The organism is Streptomyces sp. NPDC088246 (assembly GCF_044741025.1).
Classification (GTDB): Bacteria; Actinomycetota; Actinomycetes; order Streptomycetales; family Streptomycetaceae; genus Streptomyces.
In genome coordinates this window covers 157579-177605 of the sequence record NZ_JBIURV010000018.1, presented here as the reverse complement: position 1 = coordinate 177605, position 20027 = coordinate 157579, and the positions used below count along the sequence as shown (strand labels likewise).

Below are 20027 nucleotides of genomic sequence, written 5' to 3'. Positions count from 1 at the left end.
GTGACTGCGGACTTGGGAGATGTGTTGGGCGGCACGGTGGTGCTGGCGGAGAAGTGGCCGGTGTTGGGGCGGCACGAGCGGGCAGCGGGCTGGTTGCAGGTGTGGGCGGACCTCGAACGTGCGCCTCGGACGATCGATGCGTACGCGCGGGGGTTGGCCGAGTACCTGCTCGTGTGTGAGCGGGAGGGCGTAGATCCACTGACGGCGAACCGGGCTCATGTCGCGCTCTTTGTACGGGAGTTGACTTCACACCCCAGTCGGCGGGGGGCGAATGTGGTGTCGATCGACTCGGGGGTGGGGCTGGCGAACGCGACGATCCAGCAGCGTCTGGTGTCGGTGCGGTTGTTCTACGACTTCCTCATGGAGGAGGGGCTGCGCGAGTCCAATCCGGTGGGACGGGGCCGCTACACGCCCGGCCGCCGGCAGGCTGGGCAGCAGCGTGGCCTGGTGCCCCGGCTGACGAAACTGCCGTGGATCCCCAGCGAACAGCAGTGGCTGGACATTCTGCGGGTCGCGCGGGACGAGCCGATCCGCAGCCGGGTGATGCTGGCGCTGGCCTACGACGCCGCGCTGCGGCGCGAAGAGCTCTGCTCGCTGCGGACCGACGACCTCGACCCGGCCCACCGCACGCTGCGGGTGCGGGCGGAGACGACGAAGAACAGGCTGGAGCGCGTGGTGCCGTACTCGGCCTCGACCGGGGTGCTGCTGTCGGGCTACCTCACCCACCGGTCCACTCTGAGCAGGGCCCGTGGACCACTGTTCCTGTCGGAGTCCAGGCGCAACCACGCCCAGCCGCTGAGCTTGTGGACGTGGTCGAAGGTGGTACGCCGGATCGCACTGGAGGCGGGCGTCCCGCGGTTTTCCACGCACACCACCCGGCATCTGTGTCTGACCGATCTAGCCCGGATGGGCTGGGAGTTGCACACGATCGCCACCTTCGCCGGCCACCGCAACACCGACTCGACGCTCCAGTACATCCACCTGTCCGGCCGGGATCTGGCCGAGAAGCTCAGCCGCGGCATGGAGCACATCCACGCCTGGCGGATCAACATGCTCACCAGCACGGTCACCGCGGCGACCACGGAGGTGCCCCGGTGACGGCTCTGACGTCCGTGGCGCTCGCTGACGACGGCGACACGGGACGCTGTTCCTGCTCAACCGCAGCCCCCACGTCGACGACCTCACCACCGGGCTCTTCGAGCGGATCCGCCGCGAGAAGCTGATCCCCGACCTGCGTCTCAACACCCTGCATGCCGTCCAGCGGGCGGTGGCCGCCCTCGGCTACTGCGATCCGCCAGGCTCAGGCACCGGCCGCCGCACGGCGAAGGCGGCCGGCGGACCGGAGACCTGGTCCCAGTGGGCGGACCGGTGGCACGCCACCTCGACGCTGACGCCCCGCGTTCGCGGCAGTATCCGCTCCAACCTGCTCAAGGTCGGCCGCTGGCTCGCCGCCGAACACCCCGACCTCGCCGATCCCACCGCCTGGACCCGGCAGTCCTGCGCGGCCTGGATCGCCGCCTTGGACCGGATGAAGGTCGGCGACTTCGTCGAACGCACCGCCGGGCTGAAAGACCGCATCGGCAAGCCATTGGAGGCATCGACCAAGGCCACCCAGCTCACCGCGCTGCGAACGTTCTTCCGCGACTGCCAGGAATAGGAATGGCTGCCCCGGCGGTTCGACCCCCAACGCGCTCTGGCCACCCCGCGCAGCATCGCCGCCCTGCTCGGCCCGAACCTCCGAGTGATCGCGGACGAGATCTGGGCCAAGCTGCTGTGGGCCGGACTGAACCTCGAGACCGCTGACCTTCCACAGACCCGGGCCGGACTGTTCTACCCGCTGGCGCTGGTCCGCGCGGTCACCCTGACCTGGCTGTTCAGCGGCCAGCGCAGTGACGAGATCGCCCGCCTTCGGCAGGGCTGCATCCGCTGGCAGCACGACGGGACAGCCATCGACGGCGACTCCCAGCAGGTCCTGGCCCGCGACGCGGTCTGCCTGCTGGACGTCCCCACTCACAAGACCGGCACCGCGTTCACCAAGCCCGTCGATCCGATCCTCGGGCAGGCCATCGATGCCTGGCAGACCGTCAGACCCTCCCAGCCCCGCTTCGTCGACCGCAGGACCGCCGAGCAGGTGGACCTGCTGTTCGCCTTCCGGGCCCGGCGAATATCCCCGGCCTACATCAACAACACAGTCATCCCGATGCTCTGCCGCAAGGCCGGCGTCCCGGCCGCCGATATTCGCGGGAACATCACCAGCCACCGGGCCCGGTCCACGATCGCCAGCCAGCTCTACAACGCCAAGGAGCCGATGACCCTGTTCGAGCTGCAAGCCTGGCTCGGCCACCGCTCGCCCCAGTCCACGCAGTACTACGCGAAGATCACCCCCAACACACTCACCAAGGCATACACCGAGGCCGGGTACTTCGCCCGCAACGTCCGCACCGTTGAGGTCCTCATAGACCGCGATGCCGTCGCCTCCGGGGCCGCGGCCTCCGGCGAACCGTGGCAGTACTACGATCTCGGTCACGGCCTGTGCTCCTACACGTTCTTCGAACAATGCCAGCACCGCATGGCATGCGCCCGCTGCGATTTCTACACGCCCAAGGCTTCGACCCAGTCTCAACTCCTCGAAGCCAAAGCCAACTTGCAGCGTATGCTCGTGAGCATTCCGCTCACCGAGGAAGAACGCGCCGCCGTCGACGACGGCCAGAGCGCCCTCGACCGCCTTCTTGAGCGCCTTGCCGAGGTGGCCACCCCAGCCGGCCCGACTCCGAGCGAGCTCCGCGCCGAACCCGGCCGACCCCTGCCACTGACCGTCCGATCACCACCCGACCCCACCGACCGAAAGTGCTGCTGACATGCGCCCCACCCTCTTCACCGTCGACCTTCCAGGCCCGGGACGGCTGAGCACCATGGCCAAGCCCCGTGGCAATGACTGGCTCGAGGACGAGATGACCGCGCTGAGCGTCTGCGGCGTCGACACCCTGGTCTGCGCGCTCACCGGACTCGAACTCGACGAACTCGGTCTCGCCGACGAGCCCCGGGCAGCCGTGGCCGCAGGGCTTCGGTTCGTCGCGATACCCATCCCCGACCGCACCGTCCCCGACCTCGCCACGATCCTGCCCACCCTGCGGAGACTCGCCAAACAACTGGACGACGGCGCACACATCGTCACCCACTGCCGTGCCGGCATCGGACGCTCATCCCTCCTCGCCGCCGCGCTCCTCATCCTCAACGGCGTCGATCCCAACACCGCCTGGGCCCAACTGGAACGAGCTCGTGGGCTTGCCGTCCCGGACACCGCAGAGCAGCGAGACTGGACCATGGAACTACTCAAAACCAAAGAATGTTGACAAATCAGATTCCACAGAATGATCCTGTTCACGGCGCCTTCCACATGGCCGGAGTTCCACTGTGTGGTCAATCCGGCGTGCACGGCGGTGTAGTCGCTGTTCAGTCCGTTCGCGAAGGTGCTGATCCCGGGCAGACCTGCGCCTGTGGCCTCTGCGATCCACTCAGGAAGCCGGTCGCCGTCGAGCAGAGTGAGCATCTCGGCGAAGGAGTTGACCAGCTGGGCGGTGGTGTCCAGTTCAGGGCAGTGGGCCAGGAGGGACTTGCGTTGGATGGCTTCTTCCGCGGTAAGGCCGTCGGGGTGGCGGGTGAGCCACTCGGTGGCCTCGCGGACGGTGGGTGGCCGCGGTGGCGGTGGAGGGCCGTCCGGGGAGAGCAGGTCGCGCCGCTTCCACACTCCGAACTGGGTGTATCCGCCGCGGTAACCGCGGGCGGTGATCTCACCGAGGAGCGCCATGCCGCTGATCTTGCCGCCGGTCTCTTCCCATCGTCGCAGCATGTAGGGCTTGTAGGGGTCGAGCTTGACGCTGCGCGGGGCCTGCGGGCCCTTCATCATGTCCTGCCACTGCTCGGCCTCGGCGTAGCGGCGCACGGTGTTGCGGCTCCAGCCCAGGTGCCGGGCGACGGCGCGCTGGCTCATCCCGCTGGCCAGGAGTTGGTGGGCCACGGCGTGGTTGGCGCGTCGTCGTTCGGCCATGCGCCCGGTCGGGTCCACTGGCTCACCGTCGTCGGTGGTGCTGGTCTCGGCAGGCAGGGGCGTCTCCCACTGGGGTTGGGGTTCCGGCTCGGATTCGGGAACGCTGCGCAGGCATGGGCGGTGATCGGTGACGACGCGCTCGACGGCGCGGACCAGGTTCGCCCACAAGTGGTAGCGATCGGCGACCTGTTGGGCCTGCGGCGCTGCGTTGCCGGCCGCCTCGGCGTACGCGCTGGCCCTGTCCCGGCAGATCACCTCGATTTGCGGGTGCCTGGCCAGCCACGGGGCGAGCGTGGCCGCGTCGCGCTCGGGCAGCAGGTCCAGGACCTCGTGGGTAACTGCGTTGGTGATCACCGTGCCATAGGTCTGGCCCTTGCGCAGGGCGAAGTCGTCGACCCCAACCGCCGTCGGGGCGCCGACGGCGCGGTCTGGCAGTTCCATGACGCGGCGCAGCAGTGTGCTGCGGCTCGCGCGGATGCCCAGCAGCGTGGCCATCCGCGCTCCGGCCCGCCCGGCCAGGGCCAGGCCCAGTCCAGCGACGGACGCGCGCTGTCTTTCGGTGACTTGGCCGTGGCGGCGCGTCAGCCCGTCCACCTGCTCGACGAATGTCTTGCGCCGGCACGTGACGTCCGGGCAGGCGAACCGGCGTACCCGCAGCGCCAGGACCACTGGCCGGCCGCAGCTGGGCAGGTCCGACGGATAGCGCAGGTAGGAACCGTGGATCCGGTCAGACCGTGTTCCGCAGTCGGGGCAGGCCGCACCCGGGGTGGCCACGCGGGCCTCGATCCGCACCACCGGACCGGATGCTTCGGCACAGACGACCTCCATCTGAGACAGCGATGGGAACAGCAACTCGGCGAGCCACGACCACGATTGCGACACAGCCGCTGAATGTCCGCCGCCCCCGGAACCGGGCTGACGAGTTTCGGACGATCTCCCTGCCCCGCCGACCCACAGAATCCGTCACCCAGCGTCACCGACCACACAACCTGGGCCAGACCCGTGAACGGGAGCCACTGCATCGGCGAGTTTGGGAGCCACTTTGCTCCATCTGTGACGAGGATGGGCCCGGCACAGGTCCATGATCGTCAACGGGTTCGGGAGCCACCCCTGTCGGGTGACATCACGCCTGCGGATGTGGAGTGTCCGCCGTGGTCCGGAAGTGTTTGGCGATAGTTTGGCTGTCCCGGGTCCTGCTGGTCCGTGTCCCTGACAGGCACGGTTCGGAAGGGCCCGGCCTCGCGTGCGGCCGGCTATTGGTCGGCGGTGCGCTTAATGACGTGCGCTCAGCCGTCTACGGGGATCGGTCGGTCCGGTGGGCCGTCGGTCAGCAAGGACGCCAATAGTTTCGGCAGCTCAGCCGGCCGCAGCACATCTGAGGTCGCGGCCAGTTCCGCTGTGGTCCACCAGCGGTGCCCGGTGATCGCGGCCTTCTCGATCTCTTCGAAGGCCGAGGTATCGACCTGGAACGCAGGCACCCGGGCCATGTAGTAGCGCTGGCGAACCTCATAAGCGACGCCGCCCCGGACCGCTGTCCACGGGCGCCCTCGCCAAATCTCCGGACCCAGTGAGAGGTTCGTCAGCCCGGTTTCTTCCTGCAACTCCCGCAGGGCTGCCTGCTCGTGGCTTTCGCCTGGCTTGAGCCCGCCTCCAGGGGTGAACCACCGAACGGAACCGTCCTCCTTGTTCAGGGCAGAGAACAGCAGTAGCCGACTGGCGTCGTCCAGCAACACCACGCGCGCGCTCGGGCGCGGCACCAGGCTTCCCTCCGGTTTCATCACCTCATCAGGTTAGAACCGCGGTCCCTGGGTGACCAACGGAGCTGGTCACTGGGCTGAGCTTTCACGCAAGTCTGGTCAGAGCCGGATTCAGAGAGCCTCATGACCGTGCAGCGGCCTGGCGGTCGGCTTCGGTGGACTGGAAGCGGTAGGACTCGGTGCCGGTCTGGATCAGCGCGGCTTCCACGTCGTCAAAAGGCGCTGGGTGGTCGAGCGCAGCATCGGATGGATCATGATGCACCGCCGCCTCGCCCGCGACTACGAGACCCTCACCACCAGTTCCGAAGCCATGATCCACATCGCCTCGATCGACAACCTCGCCAAACGCATAACGGACGAAGCCACCCCCACCTGGCGAGGAACCTACTAGGGCAGAAAGGGCAATCCGCCTAGATCAAACGCCCTCTTAGAGGCCGCCGATCTTGACGGGGAACTTCTCGATGACGGCGACGACCTTCGTCGGGTCGTCTTCGTTGATCAGCTCGACCGGCTTCTCCAGCTGGAAGAGGTCGCCACGGGGCGGGAACTGGGTCAGCTGTCCGATGAGGACCATCGGTTCCTTGGTGACCAGCACGATCGGTTCGTCGTCCTCGGGCCGGTCGATGGTCATCGTGAAGCTCGTGACCTCGCGGAACTCGTACCTGGGCGGGAACTTCTGAGTCAGCCGCAGGATGGAGGGCGAGTCAACGTCGACGTCGTTTTGTTCGAAGGCGAAGTCGGGGTTCTGCTCGCGGGGACCCCCCTCGTGCATCTTGTGTCCGACGATCCGCATCCGGACGGAACTCTCGTCCCCCGGATTGACGTCGACGCGGTACTTCCTGCCACCGCTGAAGTCAACAGACACGGGGACGCCGTTGACCTTCATCGGGGTGTTGATAGCGATGGCGGAGCAGGGGATTTCGGCGCCGATCGGCGGAAGTCCATTCGACATAACGTCAGGGTCCTCACCTGAGAAGGGGGCTTGCTCAGGCTCATCCAAATGGCAGGGGTGCTCACCCTCGTGCCATTCACTCCTTCGTGGGCGCGTTCCAGCCGAACAGCAAACAGAGCGCATCACCGCTGATGCTGATGGCCAAGTCGAGGCACAGGGAATAGAGAACGTCCGCTGCTGCTCCGAGCCTTTCCCGAGGCGATCTCGGAGCTGGCCAGCCTCCTGACACCCGGCGACACCCGCCGCTGACGGCACGGCGCGGGCGGGAACGCGGCCGCCTGGGTGTGCGGGGGCGTGCTGGGATGGGCGCCGAACCGGCCCTCGGCGTCCTGGCGGCCCCGCATCGCTTCCCGGGCGCCGATCTCACTCGAACGGGGGTATTTCCGCTGGTCAATGGGGCTGTGCGGGGTTGTCGCCCCTACCGTGGTCACCGGCGTGGCGGCGGTCTTGAAGTGCTGTCGCGCGATCACCGCCGTTCGGGCGGACACGTCTTCCTCCAAACGGCCCCTGCCCGTGAGGGGCGGGGCCAAGAAGGGCACCACCATGCGCACCCGATACCTGGCCCTTGTCACCGCCGTTGCGTCCGTGCCGCTCCTCGCGGGGTCTGCTTCGGCGGCGCCGGCGGACCTGAACGCCCCCTACGCCCGTGCCGCCGCGAAGGTGAGCGCGAACGGAACGCTCCTGGCCACCAAGAACGTCGCCTCTTCGGAGCGCCTGGAGGGACGGCCCGCGGGGTACTACTGCGTGGCGGTCTCCGATCCCACCATCGACCTGCGCAACGCGGCCGTCCTCGCCACCGTCAACAACAACCGGTCCATGATCACCGCCATCCCCAACAGCAACTGCAACGGCAAGACCCGCACCATTACGGTGGTCACGAGCAACTACCACAACGACCCGGCCGACGTCCCCTTCACCGTCGCCGTCCTGTAACTGACAGCCGGGGCGCCCAGCCGGTGCGACCGGACGAAGACCCCCGGGGGTCTTGCCCGGCGAAGGCACCGGGTGGGCATACCGGGCGACTGCCGGGCCGGTGAGCAACTCGCACCGGCCCGGCGGGTCCCCGCCCGCACTCGGGGAGGATCCGGACGGCCAGCAGCGAGACCCCGCGGACACACGACCGCCCGGGGCGCGGTCAGGACCTGGACGGCGAACTGGTCAACGAGACTCCTCATCGGGTGCCTGCAATGTCCCGCAGAGGTCGTAAGCGACCGGGCAGTGCCAGGGCTTGGCGCCGGTCTCGTTTTGCTGTTCCTCGCCTCCCGTGCCTCGCGGCCACCGGCGCCCGTGCCAGCCGACCGGTCGAGCGCGGCGGTGGGCGAAGCCGCCGGGTGCCCACGAGCCGTGACCTGCGGCAAGGGAGCGCGCCGCGGCCGTTACTCGGTGACCCTCTCGAAGCTCTCCACCACCAGCACCAACTCCTCCACGACGATCTTCGTGGCGGTACTACTGAGCGACAGCGCCGAGCACTGCGCCGACTTGCCGTCGTCGCCGTTGAGTACGAGGTGGCCGTCGCGGCGCTGCGCGGTGCCCTCCAGCACGGTCTCCCGCCAGTCCCACAGCTCGCGGTTGGCGGTGAGGCCGTTCCTGGAAAAGAACGCTGGATGCTCGAAGAAGCTGTCCACGAAACTGCACGCCCCGGCACCGACGGTTCCACGGGACAGCGACACGGGTGTCGCCCTGCTGCGGCAGCACTGATCACGAAGTGTTCAGCCGGCGGCACAAGTCGGTGTCGTTCACGCCAGTTCCGAACAACTGTCCTTCCCGGCACCGGTGTGCGCTTCGCTCAGCTGTATCAGCTCCTTGCGGCGCTGATGCGCGGCTGCCGACATGGAGCGGCCCGGGCCGCGGCTGGAGAGCGAGGAGGTGACGGTGACGACGAGCGAGATCGGCACGAGCGGTTCGGGTGCATCCGGCGACCTGGACCCGGCAACCGAACCTTCGGCGGCCGGGCGGCTGACGGCCGTCCGGGAAAGCGTGCGCGTCGGCCTGACTGCCGTTGTCGGCTCGGACGGTACGGTACGCAGGCCGTGCGCGAGCCGGGCGCTGGAGTCGGCGCTTCTGCTGGTGCTGTTGCGCCGGTGCGGCAGCCACCCGCAGGAGCAGCGTGAACTCGCGGCGTACCTGGGCGGCCCGCAGGCGCGAGCTGACGCGTTCGGCACAGCCATGGCGCGGGCCGCTCTCGACGGCCTCAGCCCCGGCACCGATGTGGTGGGCAGTCAGCTGCTGGCCGGGTTCGACCACTTCTCACGCGTGCGCAAGCGGCTGCTGTTCGACGTGTACCTGGCCGTGGCCGGCGCGGCCCCGTTCGATGAGTCCATGCTCCGCCCGCCCCGCGAGCCGGACCGTAGCGCAGACGCCGGTAGCGACAGCGGCGGCGGCGACAATACGGTCACCTGGATTGAGATGATCATGCTGAGTGTGCGGGTCGTGGTCGCGCACGGTCTCGGCGCGGGCGACCAGGTCACCGAGTGGGAGCGTGGGCGGCTGCTGGAGCTGCTGGGCTCCAGCCGGACACCGGTGTGGGAGAACTACCCCGCCGCCCACTTGATGGCGCTGCTCGCGGTCCACGAGTTCGCCCCGGGGCATGCGCTCGTTCAGTCCGGTGTGGCCGCCGTGCTGGCGTGCCGGAACACGGACGGGGGTGTGCCGAGCATGGCGAACCTGGACGTGTTCAGTACCGGCCCCGCCGGGCTGGCCCTGGCACGGGCGGGAGCTGACCGTGGTCTGCTGCACCGCATGTGCGACTACCTGACCGGTCAGCAGATGCCCGATGGTGGGTGGGCGTTCGGCGAGCACATGGGGCACAGCGACGTGGACGCCAGCTCCTACGCCGCGGCGTGCCTGGCCGCCGTCGACCCCGCACGCCACCGGCCGGCCCTGAAGCGGGCGGGCGGGTACTTCCGGAGCATCGCCGGCAGAGACGGCGGGTTCCCCACCTACATGAAGGGCGACCCGTCCGAGGTCGGCATGACCGCCGGCGCCCTCTGCGCCCTGGCCTGGAACGGCGCCGCTCATGGTGACCTGCTGGCGAACGGGGCGCGCTGGCTGCTGGACGCACAGCACAAGGACGGCACGTTCGAGCGCAGCTGGAGCCTGAGCGAGGCGAACACGATCTGGCGGGCGATGTGGGCGCTGCACTCGATGCCCGAACCGGCCCGTACCACCCTGGCCCAGCGCATCGCCGACGCGAGCGACGCCTCCTACCGGTTCCTTGCCCGGGCCCAGAACGATGACGGCGGCTGGGGCTACCGCCCGGGCGACCCCAGCGATACCACCAGCACCAGCTACTCACTGCTCGCCCTGTCCGCGATGAACCGGCGCCGCCAGGAAGATCAGGTGGTGCGGGCGGGCGTGGAACATCTGCTGTCCCGGCAGCGACCCGACGGCACCTTCACCGCGCTGCCCGACCAGGTCGCCCCCCGCCCGCTGCTGTTCGACGTACCGGTCTTCACCGACATCTGGGTCCTGCTGGCCCTGACCGCTTGCGACACCGCCCCGGCCGAATGAGCCGGGACCCGGCGGACTCACCCGCCACCGGCGGGCTACAGCCCGCGTGCCCCGTCCGTACGCCGAGGCCCCTACCGGTCGACCGGCCCTCTCTGCTCGACCTCCCCGAAGAATTGGGGCGTTTGCGTGCCGAGCTGCCGGTGGCGCCTTTGGCCTTCCCCGACGGCCCGCCGGGCTGGCTGATCACCCGCTACGACGACGTCCGAACCGCGCTGGCCGACCCCCGGCTCAGCTCCCGGCGCCCCCATCTGAACTCCCACATCCGCGCCAGCCTCATCACCCCGGCGGAGATGACCGTCCTGCGCCCCTCCGACCTGCTCACCAGCGACCCGCCCGAACACACCCGCCTGCGCCGCCTGGTGGCCGGCCAGTTCACCACCCGCCGGATCAACCAGCTCGCCCCACGGATCCAGACCATCGTCGACGACCACCTCGACGTCATGGCCGCCGCGCCCGGGCCGGTGGACCTGATGGCCACTGTCGCCCAGCCCGTCCCCTGCCTGGTGATCAGTGAACTCCTCGGCGTCCCCTTCACCGACCGCGACCAGTACCAGCGCCTGACCGCCGAACTGCTCTCCCTGGACCGCACCCGCGACCAGCTCCTGGCCAGCAAAGCCGAGCTGAAGGACTACCTGCTGCAACTCATCCGCGTCAGGCGCGTACAGCCTGCCGACGACCTCCTCTCCGGCCTCCTCCACGCCCAAGCCGACGACCCGACGCTGACCGACGACGAGATCGCCGCCCTGGCCCAGCTCATCCTCATCGCCGGACACGAGACCACCGCCAACGTCCTCGGCCTCGCCACCCTTCTCCTGCTGCACCCACCCCGCCTGTGGGACACCGCGCGCCGCCGACCCGATCTGGTCGACGACGTCATCGAGGAGACCCTGCGCTACGCCACCGTCCTCCAGTTCGGCCTGCTGCGCGTGGCCCGCGAACCCCTCACCATCGCCGGACAACCCATCCAGACCGGCGAGCGGGTCGTCCTCCACCTGCCCGCCGCCAACCGCGACCCCAACCGGTTCACCGACCCCGACCACTTCGACCCCCACCGCCCCGACGCCGCCAAACACCTCAGCTTCGGCCACGGCCCCCACCACTGCATCGGCGACCAACTCGCCCGCACCGAACTGCGCACCCTGCTCACCACGATGCTGAACCGCTTCCCCGACCTGCACCTGGCCACCGCCCCCGACCAGATCCCCACCCACACCCACCGCGTCATCCACGGCCCCGCGCAGCTCTTCGTACACGTCACCGCCTGAGCCCCCACCGCCCGGCCCCGGCAGGAAGGAATCATGCGGTGGCGACGCCAACATCCAAGGGCCGCGGCCCGTACGCCGCGTACACCTTCGACTTCGACGGCACCCTCGCCGACACTGCCGCCGTCAACCATGCCGCGGTGCTGGCCTCGCTCGCCGCCCATGGCATCACCATCACCCCCACCTGGCTGGCCGCCGAACCCGTCTTCACCGCTGCCCAACTGCGCCGGCGTCTGACCCTCCCACCCGCGGCCCTGCCCGAGGACACCTTCGTCCACGCCGCCCGCGCCTACTGGTTCGCGCACACCGACCAGATTCTCCCGATCACCGCGGCCGCCACCGCCGCGCGCACTGCCGCCGCACACGCCGCCGTCGCCGTCGTCTCCGCCAACTACAGCGACGTCGTCCGCGCGGGCCTGACCGTCATCGGACTGGACGACCTGCCCTGGACCATCGTCGGCCGCGACCACGTCGCCCACCCCAAGCCCGCCCCCGACGCATACCTGCACGCCGCCCAACTCCTCGACGTACACACGAGCCAGTGCCTGGCCCACGAGGACACCGACGAAGGCATCACTGCCGCCACCACAGCCGGCCTGCACGTCCTCGACATCCGACAGCTATCTTGGCGGTGACTCCCGCAAAGGTGCTGACCAGGTGGTGTCCGGCGACTCTGACCATCGACCGGTCGACCCGGCCCGCGAGATTTGCGTCGGCCTGAACCGCGAGGGCAGGAAACCGTGAGCCCCTGACCGCATCGGTCCGGGGCTCACTCGCGAATCCGCGGGGGCCGGATGTTCACGCACGCGATGCGATGCGATACGTCACCGCGGGCCCACTCTGAAGGGACCGCAGAAGCTGCCCCGATGGGACGAAGGGCAGCATCTCCGTACGCAGGGGGCAACGGTCTGCCGGGGGTCTTGGTGATGGCCCAGTCCGCCGCTTCACACGTGGTCCGGGTCGGCGGGCCTGTCAGTTGGTGAAGCGGGGCTGGCCGGGGCCGCGGTGGACGAGGAGGAGGCCGTCGTCGGGAGCCCCCGGGCCCTGGCGCAGGGTCATCAGGGCCGGGGTGGTGGTGCAGGGGTGGCCCTCGACCGTTTCGGGTGTGCTCCAGCCGCCCCCGTCGTAGCGGGTGTGCATCAGTTCCTCGCTGTCGGCCGCCGGGTAGACGGCGTGCAGGTGATCGTCGTACGCGGCGAGGGCGACGGTGTCGCGGGCTTCGGCTCCTTCCAGCACAGCAGGGGCTGTCGTAGTCCTTTCCCCGGTCCGCGCGAACACGTCCTTGAGGCCGGTGTGCGTGTGGGTGAGCTTGTTACGGCGCAGTCCGGCTTCGGCGGCCAGGGAGACGACGGTCAGCTTGCGGGACTGGGGGCTTCGGCCTCCGCCCGCTGCGGTCATATCGGCACCGGCAGGTGGGGAGGCCATCGGTCATCTCGTGCGGGCCCCAGGTCACCGGCGGCGGGCACCCCTCAGGGGCAACTGGCGGGCAGGCCGTGCTGTGGGGGCGCCGACGGAGAGGGCGTCAAGAGCCGGCCGCGTACTGATGGGACAACAGCGCCTCCCCGTCGGCCGCTCCCCAGCCGTTCCCCCTGGGGAGCGGCTGGGGAGTCCCCGAGCGGGGTGGGGAGTTCGTGGGGAGTTTGAGCTGCACAAGCCCACACGACGCTGAAAGACGAGAAAGATGAATCACCGCAGGTCAGCACCCCCTTTGGCGGCGAATCAGCAGGTCAGCGCCCTGCCCCAGGGGCCTCCATGACGAAGTCCACCGGTTCGGACCTGGTTGCCGTTGAGACTACTCACGCCGACCCCTGACTCGGGCACGCAACCTCGATGCACCCATCAACCGCTTCAGCTCCCGTCGATCAGGGCGGCACAGGCGTCCCCCACGGCGACAGCCGTATTCACCGCCGAATCCGCCCCGGCCACCCCTCGCCGAACGTCTTGGCGCTTCGATGATCGCGCTGCGCGGCGTCCACCCGGGCTGGCTCGCAACCGACACCGAATCTCATTTCGCCCAGGATCCGGGCCATACCCGGACCAGGCCGGGCTCGAAGACCACCGAGGAACGCTTTTTTGCTGGTCACCAGCAGTGCGGAACGCATACCACCAGCAGACGAAGAATCTTTTGGTGTCGTACTCGCCGAAGAAGCTGGGCTTCTTCTAGACGTCAAAAAAGGGCGCCTGAACAGGTGTTTCACCTGTTCAGGCGCCCTCCCTGGAGCGCATCTAAGCAACGGGGTGAAGTGCGGAGTAACTCCCGATATCTCCCACTGCTATCCCACCTCTGACCAGCTGTTCCGGGGCATTTCCGGGCCAAGGCCCGGCTCATGTGTCCTCTGCACTGCGGTCCTGCCCCTCCCACCTTCGCATCGACTCCTCGATCAGGCTGTTGGCATGGTTCCGCGCCTCGGCCAGAAACTTGGCGTAGTAGCGGAAGAGGACCTGGATGCTCTGTCCGGCGCGGCGCGCACACTCTGCCGGGTCGACACCGGAGGCAAGCCAGAATGCGCCTTGCGAAGATCGTCACGATCAATTGGCGGCCATGCCGCCTCGGGGGAAAGCGCTGTTCCTGCGGTGACGGTCTGCCCATCATCACGCACTGGCTGCCCCCGGTCGGGCGCCGCAAAGTGTGTGTGCGCCAGATGTTCGCCTTGTTCGAAATCAGGTCCCGGCACCCACCCTTACGACGGACGAGCTACTTCCGCTGCGCCGCGTCATAACGTTCTCAGGGGTGCTGCGCGCACCGTGATAGGCCTGGCGGATGCTGAATCAGGAATCTCGCGCTGTGAGTGGACCGAAGACCGGGCTGACACGTCGAGGGTTGCTGCGGGCATCTGCCGTCGCGGGGCTTGTTCCACTTCTGGGAGCAGCTCCTGCACGCTCCCTGGCCACCCAGGGAACCCTTCTGCTGTGTGACCAGCGTTCGCAGTCGGTGATCCTCGTAGAGTCGCAGACGCTGCTGAGCACTCGGGGGCGATCGCTGGATCTGTCGCGGCTGTGGAGTTGGAATCCCGCGTCCGACCCCGGGCTTTCGGACCTCGCCCCGGCACGGAGCTGGGTGAACGTCAGCGAGGCGACGCAAGCGGTGACGAGCAGGGGGGTGTTCCTCCTCGCCAGTGCGTCGGGGGGGCTGGCGGTAGCTGTCAACCGGACCCGGGGCACCACGTACTGGGCGCAGGCCCTTCCGCGCGCCGACAACGTCCACAGCCTCGAGATGCTTCCGGACGGCAACGTCGCCATCGCTGCGAGCACCGGCGGGTACGTCCGTCTCTATGCGGCCTCGCAGGGGCCCCGGGCCAGCCGTTACGTGCAGTACAGGCTGGCCGGCGCTCACGCGGTTTCCTGGAGTGCGAGCCGGAACCTGCTGTGGGTCATCGGCACCAGCGAGCTCCACGGTCTGGCCCTCACCGGAACCGCCGCCCGGCCCGCCCTGACCCTGCGGTACCGCTACACGCTGCCCGCGACGGGGGGCCATGACCTGGCTCCGGTGCCGGGCAGCCCCGGCGACCGCTGGCTCAGTACGAGCAGGAACGTCTACCGTTTCTCGGTCGCCACGGGCACGTTCGCCAGGGCCACTCAGCCGCCCGGTCTCGACAGCTCCGGCGTCAAGAGCATCAGCCAGCATCCGGAGACCGGCCAGATCATCACGGTCAGGCCCGACGGACAGACCAGCTGCACCTGGTGCAGCTCGCAGGTCCGCTTCATCAACCCGGACCGCTACGACTCCCTGCCCTCGACGAGTATTTACAAAGCCCGTTGGTGGGTCTGACACTCCGGCCCGCGGCGGCACCTCCAACAGGCCGCCCTCAGGTGGTGGGTGCCTTGAAGATGTTCGGCGATCGTTCCATGCCGGTCAGGTAGACGGGTACCGCTCGATCGGACCGACGGAGCACACCTGTCAGATGTCAGCGCGGTCTCCCTCGGCGTGCCCCACGAGGCGATTTCCGGCGCCCGAGAGGCTGTACAGGGAGGCGACGCCAACCGAGTGCTCTCTCCGGTCACACCGGTGGCCTGACACTCGACAGCTCGGGTCGTCTTCGTCGGAGAACGTCACTCACCTACACATCACGCCGGCCCCAGGAATTTCGTGACGGCCCGGCGGACCGTCTCAGTCGCCTGGCCTGCCAAGGGCCATCACGGGGACCGTAGCCGGGTAGCAGTCGCTCGAATTCCGGCGTGTGCAACGTATTGCTCTCCACCAATAACGAAGAGCGATCACCCTGGTCGTCCAGACGGTGCAGTCCATGTCACCCCGGCTGGTGGCGGCCCTCGGCCACTTCAGCCGGTACCTCGTCCTGTTCGGCCTCCTGATCGGCACCGCGCTGTACACGCTGGTCGCACTGAGCCAGATCCGAGGGGAGGACGTCCCCCGGCTGAGTGTGACCTTCGCCGTCGCACTCGTCCTCGTCGACGCCGTGACCGTACTGTCCCTGCTCGCCTCCCTCCGGCATGCCGTGACAGGCGGCGCACTGGCCCGGGCCGTGGGTGAACGGCTGCGCGCCGTCGTCGACCAGACCTATCCCGCCGACACCCAGCCGCCCGTCCCGGGTCCGTACGTGGACCCACCGGACGGACAACTGCCGGTCCTGCACCGCGGACGGCCGTCCGTGATCGTCGCTCTGGACGAGCCCCGTCTGACCCGGCTCGCTTCCCGCAACGACGTCCGCGTCCGCTTCGTGCACGCCGTAGGCGACTTCGTCGGATCGGGAACGACGGTGGCGTATGTGGAGCCACCGGACGGCCGGGACGCCGACCGGGCTGGATACGAGCGGCTGGCCCGGCATATGGCCGCCTGCGTCCGCTTCGGGCCCAGCCGCACCGTGGAGCAGGACGTCGCGTACGGATTCCGTCTCCTCGCGGACATCGCCATCAGGGCGCTGTCCCCCGCCGTCAACGACCCGACCACCGCAGTTCAGGCACTGGACCAGATCGAGGACGCACTCCTGCGCCTGTCGGACCGGCCCCTCGGCCCCGCCTGGCTGGTGGACAGGCGCGGCCGGCCACGTGTTCACAGCTCCGCCCCCACTGGACCGATCTGATCTCCCTCGCCCTCGACGAAACGCTCCTCTACGGTGCCGCCAACCCGCAGGTCGTCCGACGCACGCCTGAACGCCCTGTTCGACCACCCGCTCGCCGTCACGACAGACGCACGCACAACACCGGTTGTCGAACGCCGTCAGGCGCTTGAGCGCCTGGCCGCAACCGCGCTGCCCGATCCGCTGCTGAACGCCATTGCGGCCCGGGCGGATCCGCGCGGTCTGGGAGGAGCCGAGGCAGGCAGTGACTGATCACCGGGCTCATGGCTCCCGGGGAGCGAGTGGGCCGGCAACCGGACGGTCTGTCAGGCCGAGAAAGTTCGCCCGAATCAAGCTGTGGCCGGGGTCTCGGGCACGGGGAACAGCCATCTCGCCGAGGCCCTGGCGAACAAGGCGACCGACGAGAGACGACGGTCTCCTGCGCCGGCGTGCAGCCTGCGCGGGACGGCTCCAATATGCGGGTCTCGATGTCAAGTCTCCGGGCTCCTTGCGATCCCCCGGCGGACCGCCACCGGTCCAGGCGCTGGGCGGGTCATCCGAGAGCGCTGGCTGCACCGCCTCAGTGCCCCAAGATCCGGGCCATTCCCGGACCAAGCCTCGCTCAAAGAGCACCAAGGAATCCGTTTTCGCTGGTCAACAGTGATGCGGATCGTGTACCACCAGCAGACGAAGAACCTGCTGGGCGTTCCGCGCGCGTGGATCAGCGACACCGCTTTGCGCCATGAAACTCCCAGCGCCCTGCCACACTCACGCAGTCAGCAGATTGCTGACCAGCGACGCAGCACGCCTGATGGCCCATCATAACGAGCGTCACTTCAGCGTCAAGATATCGCCCATAACGCCCACACCACACATGATGCGCATCGACAAAACCGCAGGTCAGATGTGGTTCTCCGTCTCCATCTGGGGGTCACCAGGCGCGCAGAGCGTCAAATGAGCGTCACGCTGGAGAACAATATGGGGTCCGGATGAGGCGAGCCCAAGAAGGGGCAGTGGGACGATCTTGGAGACGTGAGAGGGCGATAAGAGCCAGCTCGACCCAATTTACGCGATCACTCCGGAGGCTCACAGAGGGACTTACCGGACAGAACTCCCTCCAGCGAGGTGGGGAGTCACGGGTCGAAGCCCGCCAGTGAGGTCGTCCACGCGAATTCCGCAGGGGGTAGCCCGCCATCAGGGGGGCAGATCGGCACCAAGTCTGAGGAACCGTCTCCTATCGCCCTCTCAGGCCGGCTGCTGAGGCGGCCGCGTCTCTACGCCGAGCCGACTGCGTCTCTTGGGGCGGGTGCGCAGAGGCGGCGGGCGGCTTCGACGATGACGGCCCGGTGCTCGGCCAGCCGTTCCGGCCGGTAGGGGTCGGCGCCGTCGACAGCCGTGAGGAGATCTCGCGGTGCGAGAACCCAGCTCTGCGTGAGCCCGGTGATGAGGACGAGCAGGTCTGTCGACGGTAGCTGCCCGGCGGCTGAGTCCGCGGTCATACGGGCCATCTTCTCGTTGTAGACGTCCGCCGCGTCGGGGCCCAGCTCAGGCCGTTCCATCTGGCGCCACAGATGCATGCGCAGCGCGGCAGGGCGCTGAGTCAGGTAGTCGAACATGCGGCCCGCGTATCCCGGCAAGTCGTCCTCGGTGAGCGGCACCGCGTCGTTCAGTTCGCTGATGACCCTGTGCAGGGCGGCGGCGAACAAGAGCTCTTTGTTGGTGTAGTACACGTAAATGGACCGCTTGTTGGCGCCCGCGGCCTCGGCGATGCGCTCGATGCGAGCACCGGCGAAGCCGTAGGCGCTGAACTCCTCGATTGCCGCCACGAGGATCTTTGCGCGGGTTGCTGCGGAGTCGTAGGGCATAGCACCAGCCTAAGGTAAACAACCGGTTATTGACAAATTCCGGACCCCGTGCCTAGATGGTAAACATCCAGTTATTTTCATTACTGGCCGTAGCGGAAGGTATGTCATGAGTGCTTCCACGCCCTCTTCGCCCGTGTTCGAGCGGGACCTGTTCATCAACAACACCTGGCGTCCCGGCTCCTCGGGCGAGCGCGTTCCGGTCGTCGACCCCGCGACCGAGAAGGAGATCGGATCAGCTGCCGCGGCGGCCTTCGAGGACATCGACGCGGCCGTCTCCGCGGCCCGTACCGCGTTCGACTCCGGTCCGTGGCCGCGGCTGACCCTGCAGGAGCGAGCCGAGATCCTGACGAGGTTCGCCGAGGAACTGGAGAAGGACGTCGATCCGGTCACCGAGGTGCTGGTCGCCGAGACCGGCCTGACGGCCGGGCAGAGCCGCGGCGGGGCCCTGACCATGCCCGGCCTGCTGCGCTACTACGCCTCCCTGGCGGACACGACGGAGCTGACCGAACTGCGCACCGGTCTGTCGGGGGTCAGCGCCCGCATCGAGAAGCGGCCGGTGGGCGTCGTGGCGGCCATCGTCCCCTGGAACGCCCCGCTCGCGCTCGCTGCGTTCAAGCTTCCACAGGCCCTGCTGGCCGGCTGCACCGTCATCATGAAGCCGTCGGAGGACACACCCCTGAGCGCGGGCTACTTCGCCGACGCCGCGCTGCGGGCAGGGCTGCCCGCCGGTGTACTGAACATCGTCAACGCCCTGCCCGCGGGCGGCGACGACTTGGTGCGCCACCCCGGCGTCGACAAGATCACCTTCACGGGCAGCACCGTGGTCGGGCGTCGCATCGCCGCCGCTGCCGCCGACACCCTCAAGCAGCTCACGCTCGAGCTCGGGGGCAAGTCGCCGGCACTCGTGCTGGACGACGCCGATCTGGACCGCATCGTGGAGACCCTGGTGCCGGGGGTCACCGGGAACAACGGCGAGAGCTGCACCAATCCCAGCAGGCTGATCGTGCCCGAGCACCGTCACGACGAGATCGTCGGCGCCCTCGTCGAGGCGTTCGCCAAGCTGACCGTCGGCGATCCCCGCGACCCGGCCACCGACGTGGGCGCGATGGTCACCCGCAAGCACTACGAGCGGGTCCTGGACTACCTCGCCTCCGCGGAGAAGGAAGGCGGCACCTTCGCAGTCGGCGGCGGCCGGGCCCCCGGCCACGACGTCGGCTACTACATCGCCCCCACGATCATCACCGGTGTGTCCCCGGACGCCAAGGTCGCACAGGAGGAGATCTTCGGGCCCGTCCTGACCGTCCTGACCTACCGGGACGAGGAAGAGGCCATCCGCATCGCCAACCACACCGAGTTCGGCCTGTCCGGCGCCGTCTACAGCACCGACACCGAGCGCGCCCTGCGCGTGGCCCAGCAGATCCACGCCGGCACCGTGAACCTGAACAACGGCATCACCGTCGACATCGGCGTGCCGTTCGGCGGCGTCAAGCAGTCCGGCTACGGCCGCGAACTGGGCCCCGAGGGCCTGGACGCCTTCTTCAACACGCACGTCATCTTCCTCAATGGAGAACCCCTGCGCGTGATCAGCGGCTAGTACTCCAGTGTGGTTTCGCGACCT

The 20027-nt window shown here is 68.5% G+C and carries 18 protein-coding genes and 2 pseudogenes; 13 read left to right on the top strand and 7 right to left on the bottom strand.

Annotation, left to right across the window (positions count from 1 at the left end):
* Window positions 1–21 precede the first annotated feature (21 nt).
* The 4 genes from ACIPEK_RS24880 (at window position 22) to ACIPEK_RS24865 (ending at window position 3353) form a co-directional block, all read left to right on the top strand.
* Window positions 22–1098 carry a tyrosine-type recombinase/integrase gene (locus tag ACIPEK_RS24880; RefSeq protein ID WP_401999939.1) on the top strand — a complete coding sequence of 359 codons (1077 nt, stop codon included), beginning with the start codon at window positions 22–24 and terminating at the stop codon, window positions 1096–1098.
* 169 nt (window positions 1099–1267) lie between these two features.
* Window positions 1268–1657, top strand: a complete 390-nt coding sequence (locus ACIPEK_RS24875; protein WP_401999890.1) for a hypothetical protein — start codon at window positions 1268–1270, stop codon at window positions 1655–1657.
* Between the two features lie 84 nt (window positions 1658–1741).
* Window positions 1742–2857, top strand: coding sequence for a tyrosine-type recombinase/integrase (locus tag ACIPEK_RS24870; protein ID WP_401999887.1), 1116 nt, complete (start codon window positions 1742–1744; stop codon window positions 2855–2857).
* 1 nt (window position 2858) lies between these two features.
* Entirely contained in the window at window positions 2859–3353 is a 495-nt protein-coding gene (locus ACIPEK_RS24865; protein ID WP_401999936.1) for a protein-tyrosine phosphatase family protein, read from the top strand.
* Between the two features lie 32 nt (window positions 3354–3385).
* On the opposite strand, the pseudogene ACIPEK_RS24860 reads toward ACIPEK_RS24865, so the two are convergent.
* Window positions 3386–4876 (bottom strand): annotated as a pseudogene (locus ACIPEK_RS24860) (ISL3 family transposase); the annotation flags it as partial.
* Window positions 4877–5334: 458 nt separating this feature from the next.
* Window positions 5335–5826, bottom strand: a complete 492-nt coding sequence (locus ACIPEK_RS24855) for an NUDIX domain-containing protein (protein WP_362007887.1) — start codon at window positions 5824–5826, stop codon at window positions 5335–5337.
* A gap of 172 nt (window positions 5827–5998) precedes the next feature.
* On the opposite strand from ACIPEK_RS24855, the pseudogene ACIPEK_RS24850 reads away from it, so the two are divergent.
* Window positions 5999–6196: pseudogene (locus ACIPEK_RS24850) on the top strand (transposase); the annotation flags it as partial.
* Between the two features lie 36 nt (window positions 6197–6232).
* Here the strand turns inward: ACIPEK_RS24850 and ACIPEK_RS24845 are convergent.
* Window positions 6233–6757, bottom strand: a complete 525-nt coding sequence (locus ACIPEK_RS24845; RefSeq protein ID WP_401999880.1) for a hypothetical protein — start codon at window positions 6755–6757, stop codon at window positions 6233–6235.
* A 543-nt stretch (window positions 6758–7300) separates the two neighbouring features.
* Between ACIPEK_RS24845 and ACIPEK_RS24840 the strand changes: the two genes are divergently transcribed.
* Window positions 7301–7690, top strand: a complete 390-nt coding sequence (locus ACIPEK_RS24840) for a hypothetical protein (protein WP_401999877.1) — start codon at window positions 7301–7303, stop codon at window positions 7688–7690.
* Between the two features lie 443 nt (window positions 7691–8133).
* Here the strand turns inward: ACIPEK_RS24840 and ACIPEK_RS24835 are convergent, their stop codons facing one another.
* Both ACIPEK_RS24835 and ACIPEK_RS24830 read right to left on the bottom strand, forming a co-directional pair.
* Window positions 8134–8427 carry a hypothetical protein gene (locus ACIPEK_RS24835; RefSeq protein ID WP_401999874.1) on the bottom strand — a complete coding sequence of 98 codons (294 nt, stop codon included), beginning with the start codon at window positions 8425–8427 and terminating at the stop codon, window positions 8134–8136.
* 66 nt (window positions 8428–8493) lie between these two features.
* Window positions 8494–8652: a hypothetical protein gene (locus tag ACIPEK_RS24830; RefSeq protein WP_401999871.1), complete on the bottom strand. Its 159-nt coding sequence runs from the start codon at window positions 8650–8652 to the stop codon at window positions 8494–8496.
* Here ACIPEK_RS24830 and ACIPEK_RS24825 point away from each other — a divergent pair.
* The 3 genes from ACIPEK_RS24825 to ACIPEK_RS24815 all read left to right on the top strand — a co-directional run bounded on the left by ACIPEK_RS24825 (window position 8630) and on the right by ACIPEK_RS24815 (window position 12164).
* Entirely contained in the window at window positions 8630–10267 is a 1638-nt protein-coding gene (locus tag ACIPEK_RS24825; protein ID WP_401999868.1) for a prenyltransferase/squalene oxidase repeat-containing protein, read from the top strand. The two genes, ACIPEK_RS24830 and ACIPEK_RS24825, sit on opposite strands and share 23 nt — an antisense overlap.
* Before the next feature lie 122 nt (window positions 10268–10389).
* Window positions 10390–11532 carry a cytochrome P450 gene (locus ACIPEK_RS24820; protein ID WP_401999865.1) on the top strand — a complete coding sequence of 381 codons (1143 nt, stop codon included), beginning with the start codon at window positions 10390–10392 and terminating at the stop codon, window positions 11530–11532.
* A gap of 38 nt (window positions 11533–11570) precedes the next feature.
* A complete protein-coding gene (locus tag ACIPEK_RS24815; protein WP_401999862.1) occupies window positions 11571–12164 on the top strand; it encodes an HAD family hydrolase in 594 nt (197 codons plus the stop codon).
* 337 nt (window positions 12165–12501) lie between these two features.
* On the opposite strand, the gene ACIPEK_RS24810 is transcribed toward ACIPEK_RS24815, so the two are convergent.
* Complete coding sequence (locus ACIPEK_RS24810; protein WP_401999859.1) at window positions 12502–12954, bottom strand: hypothetical protein; 453 nt, start codon at window positions 12952–12954, stop codon at window positions 12502–12504.
* A 1336-nt stretch (window positions 12955–14290) separates the two neighbouring features.
* Between ACIPEK_RS24810 and ACIPEK_RS24805 the strand changes: the two genes are divergently transcribed.
* The 3 genes from ACIPEK_RS24805 (at window position 14291) to ACIPEK_RS24795 (ending at window position 16817) form a co-directional block, all read left to right on the top strand.
* Window positions 14291–15298 (top strand): DUF6528 family protein, encoded by a 1008-nt coding sequence (locus ACIPEK_RS24805; RefSeq protein WP_401999856.1) that lies wholly within the window; start codon window positions 14291–14293, stop codon window positions 15296–15298.
* Between the two features lie 466 nt (window positions 15299–15764).
* On the top strand, window positions 15765–16568 hold the full coding sequence (locus ACIPEK_RS24800) for a DUF2254 family protein (RefSeq protein WP_401999853.1): 804 nt from the start codon (window positions 15765–15767) through the stop codon (window positions 16566–16568).
* Window positions 16569–16601: 33 nt separating this feature from the next.
* Window positions 16602–16817, top strand: coding sequence for a hypothetical protein (locus ACIPEK_RS24795; protein WP_401999850.1), 216 nt, complete (start codon window positions 16602–16604; stop codon window positions 16815–16817).
* A gap of 1001 nt (window positions 16818–17818) precedes the next feature.
* On the opposite strand, the gene ACIPEK_RS24790 is transcribed toward ACIPEK_RS24795, so the two are convergent.
* A complete protein-coding gene (locus tag ACIPEK_RS24790; protein ID WP_401999848.1) occupies window positions 17819–18409 on the bottom strand; it encodes a TetR family transcriptional regulator in 591 nt (196 codons plus the stop codon).
* A 106-nt stretch (window positions 18410–18515) separates the two neighbouring features.
* Between ACIPEK_RS24790 and ACIPEK_RS24785 the strand changes: the two genes are divergently transcribed.
* Window positions 18516–20003: an aldehyde dehydrogenase gene (locus tag ACIPEK_RS24785; RefSeq protein ID WP_401999845.1), complete on the top strand. Its 1488-nt coding sequence runs from the start codon at window positions 18516–18518 to the stop codon at window positions 20001–20003.
* The last annotated feature ends 24 nt before the right edge of the window (window positions 20004–20027 follow it).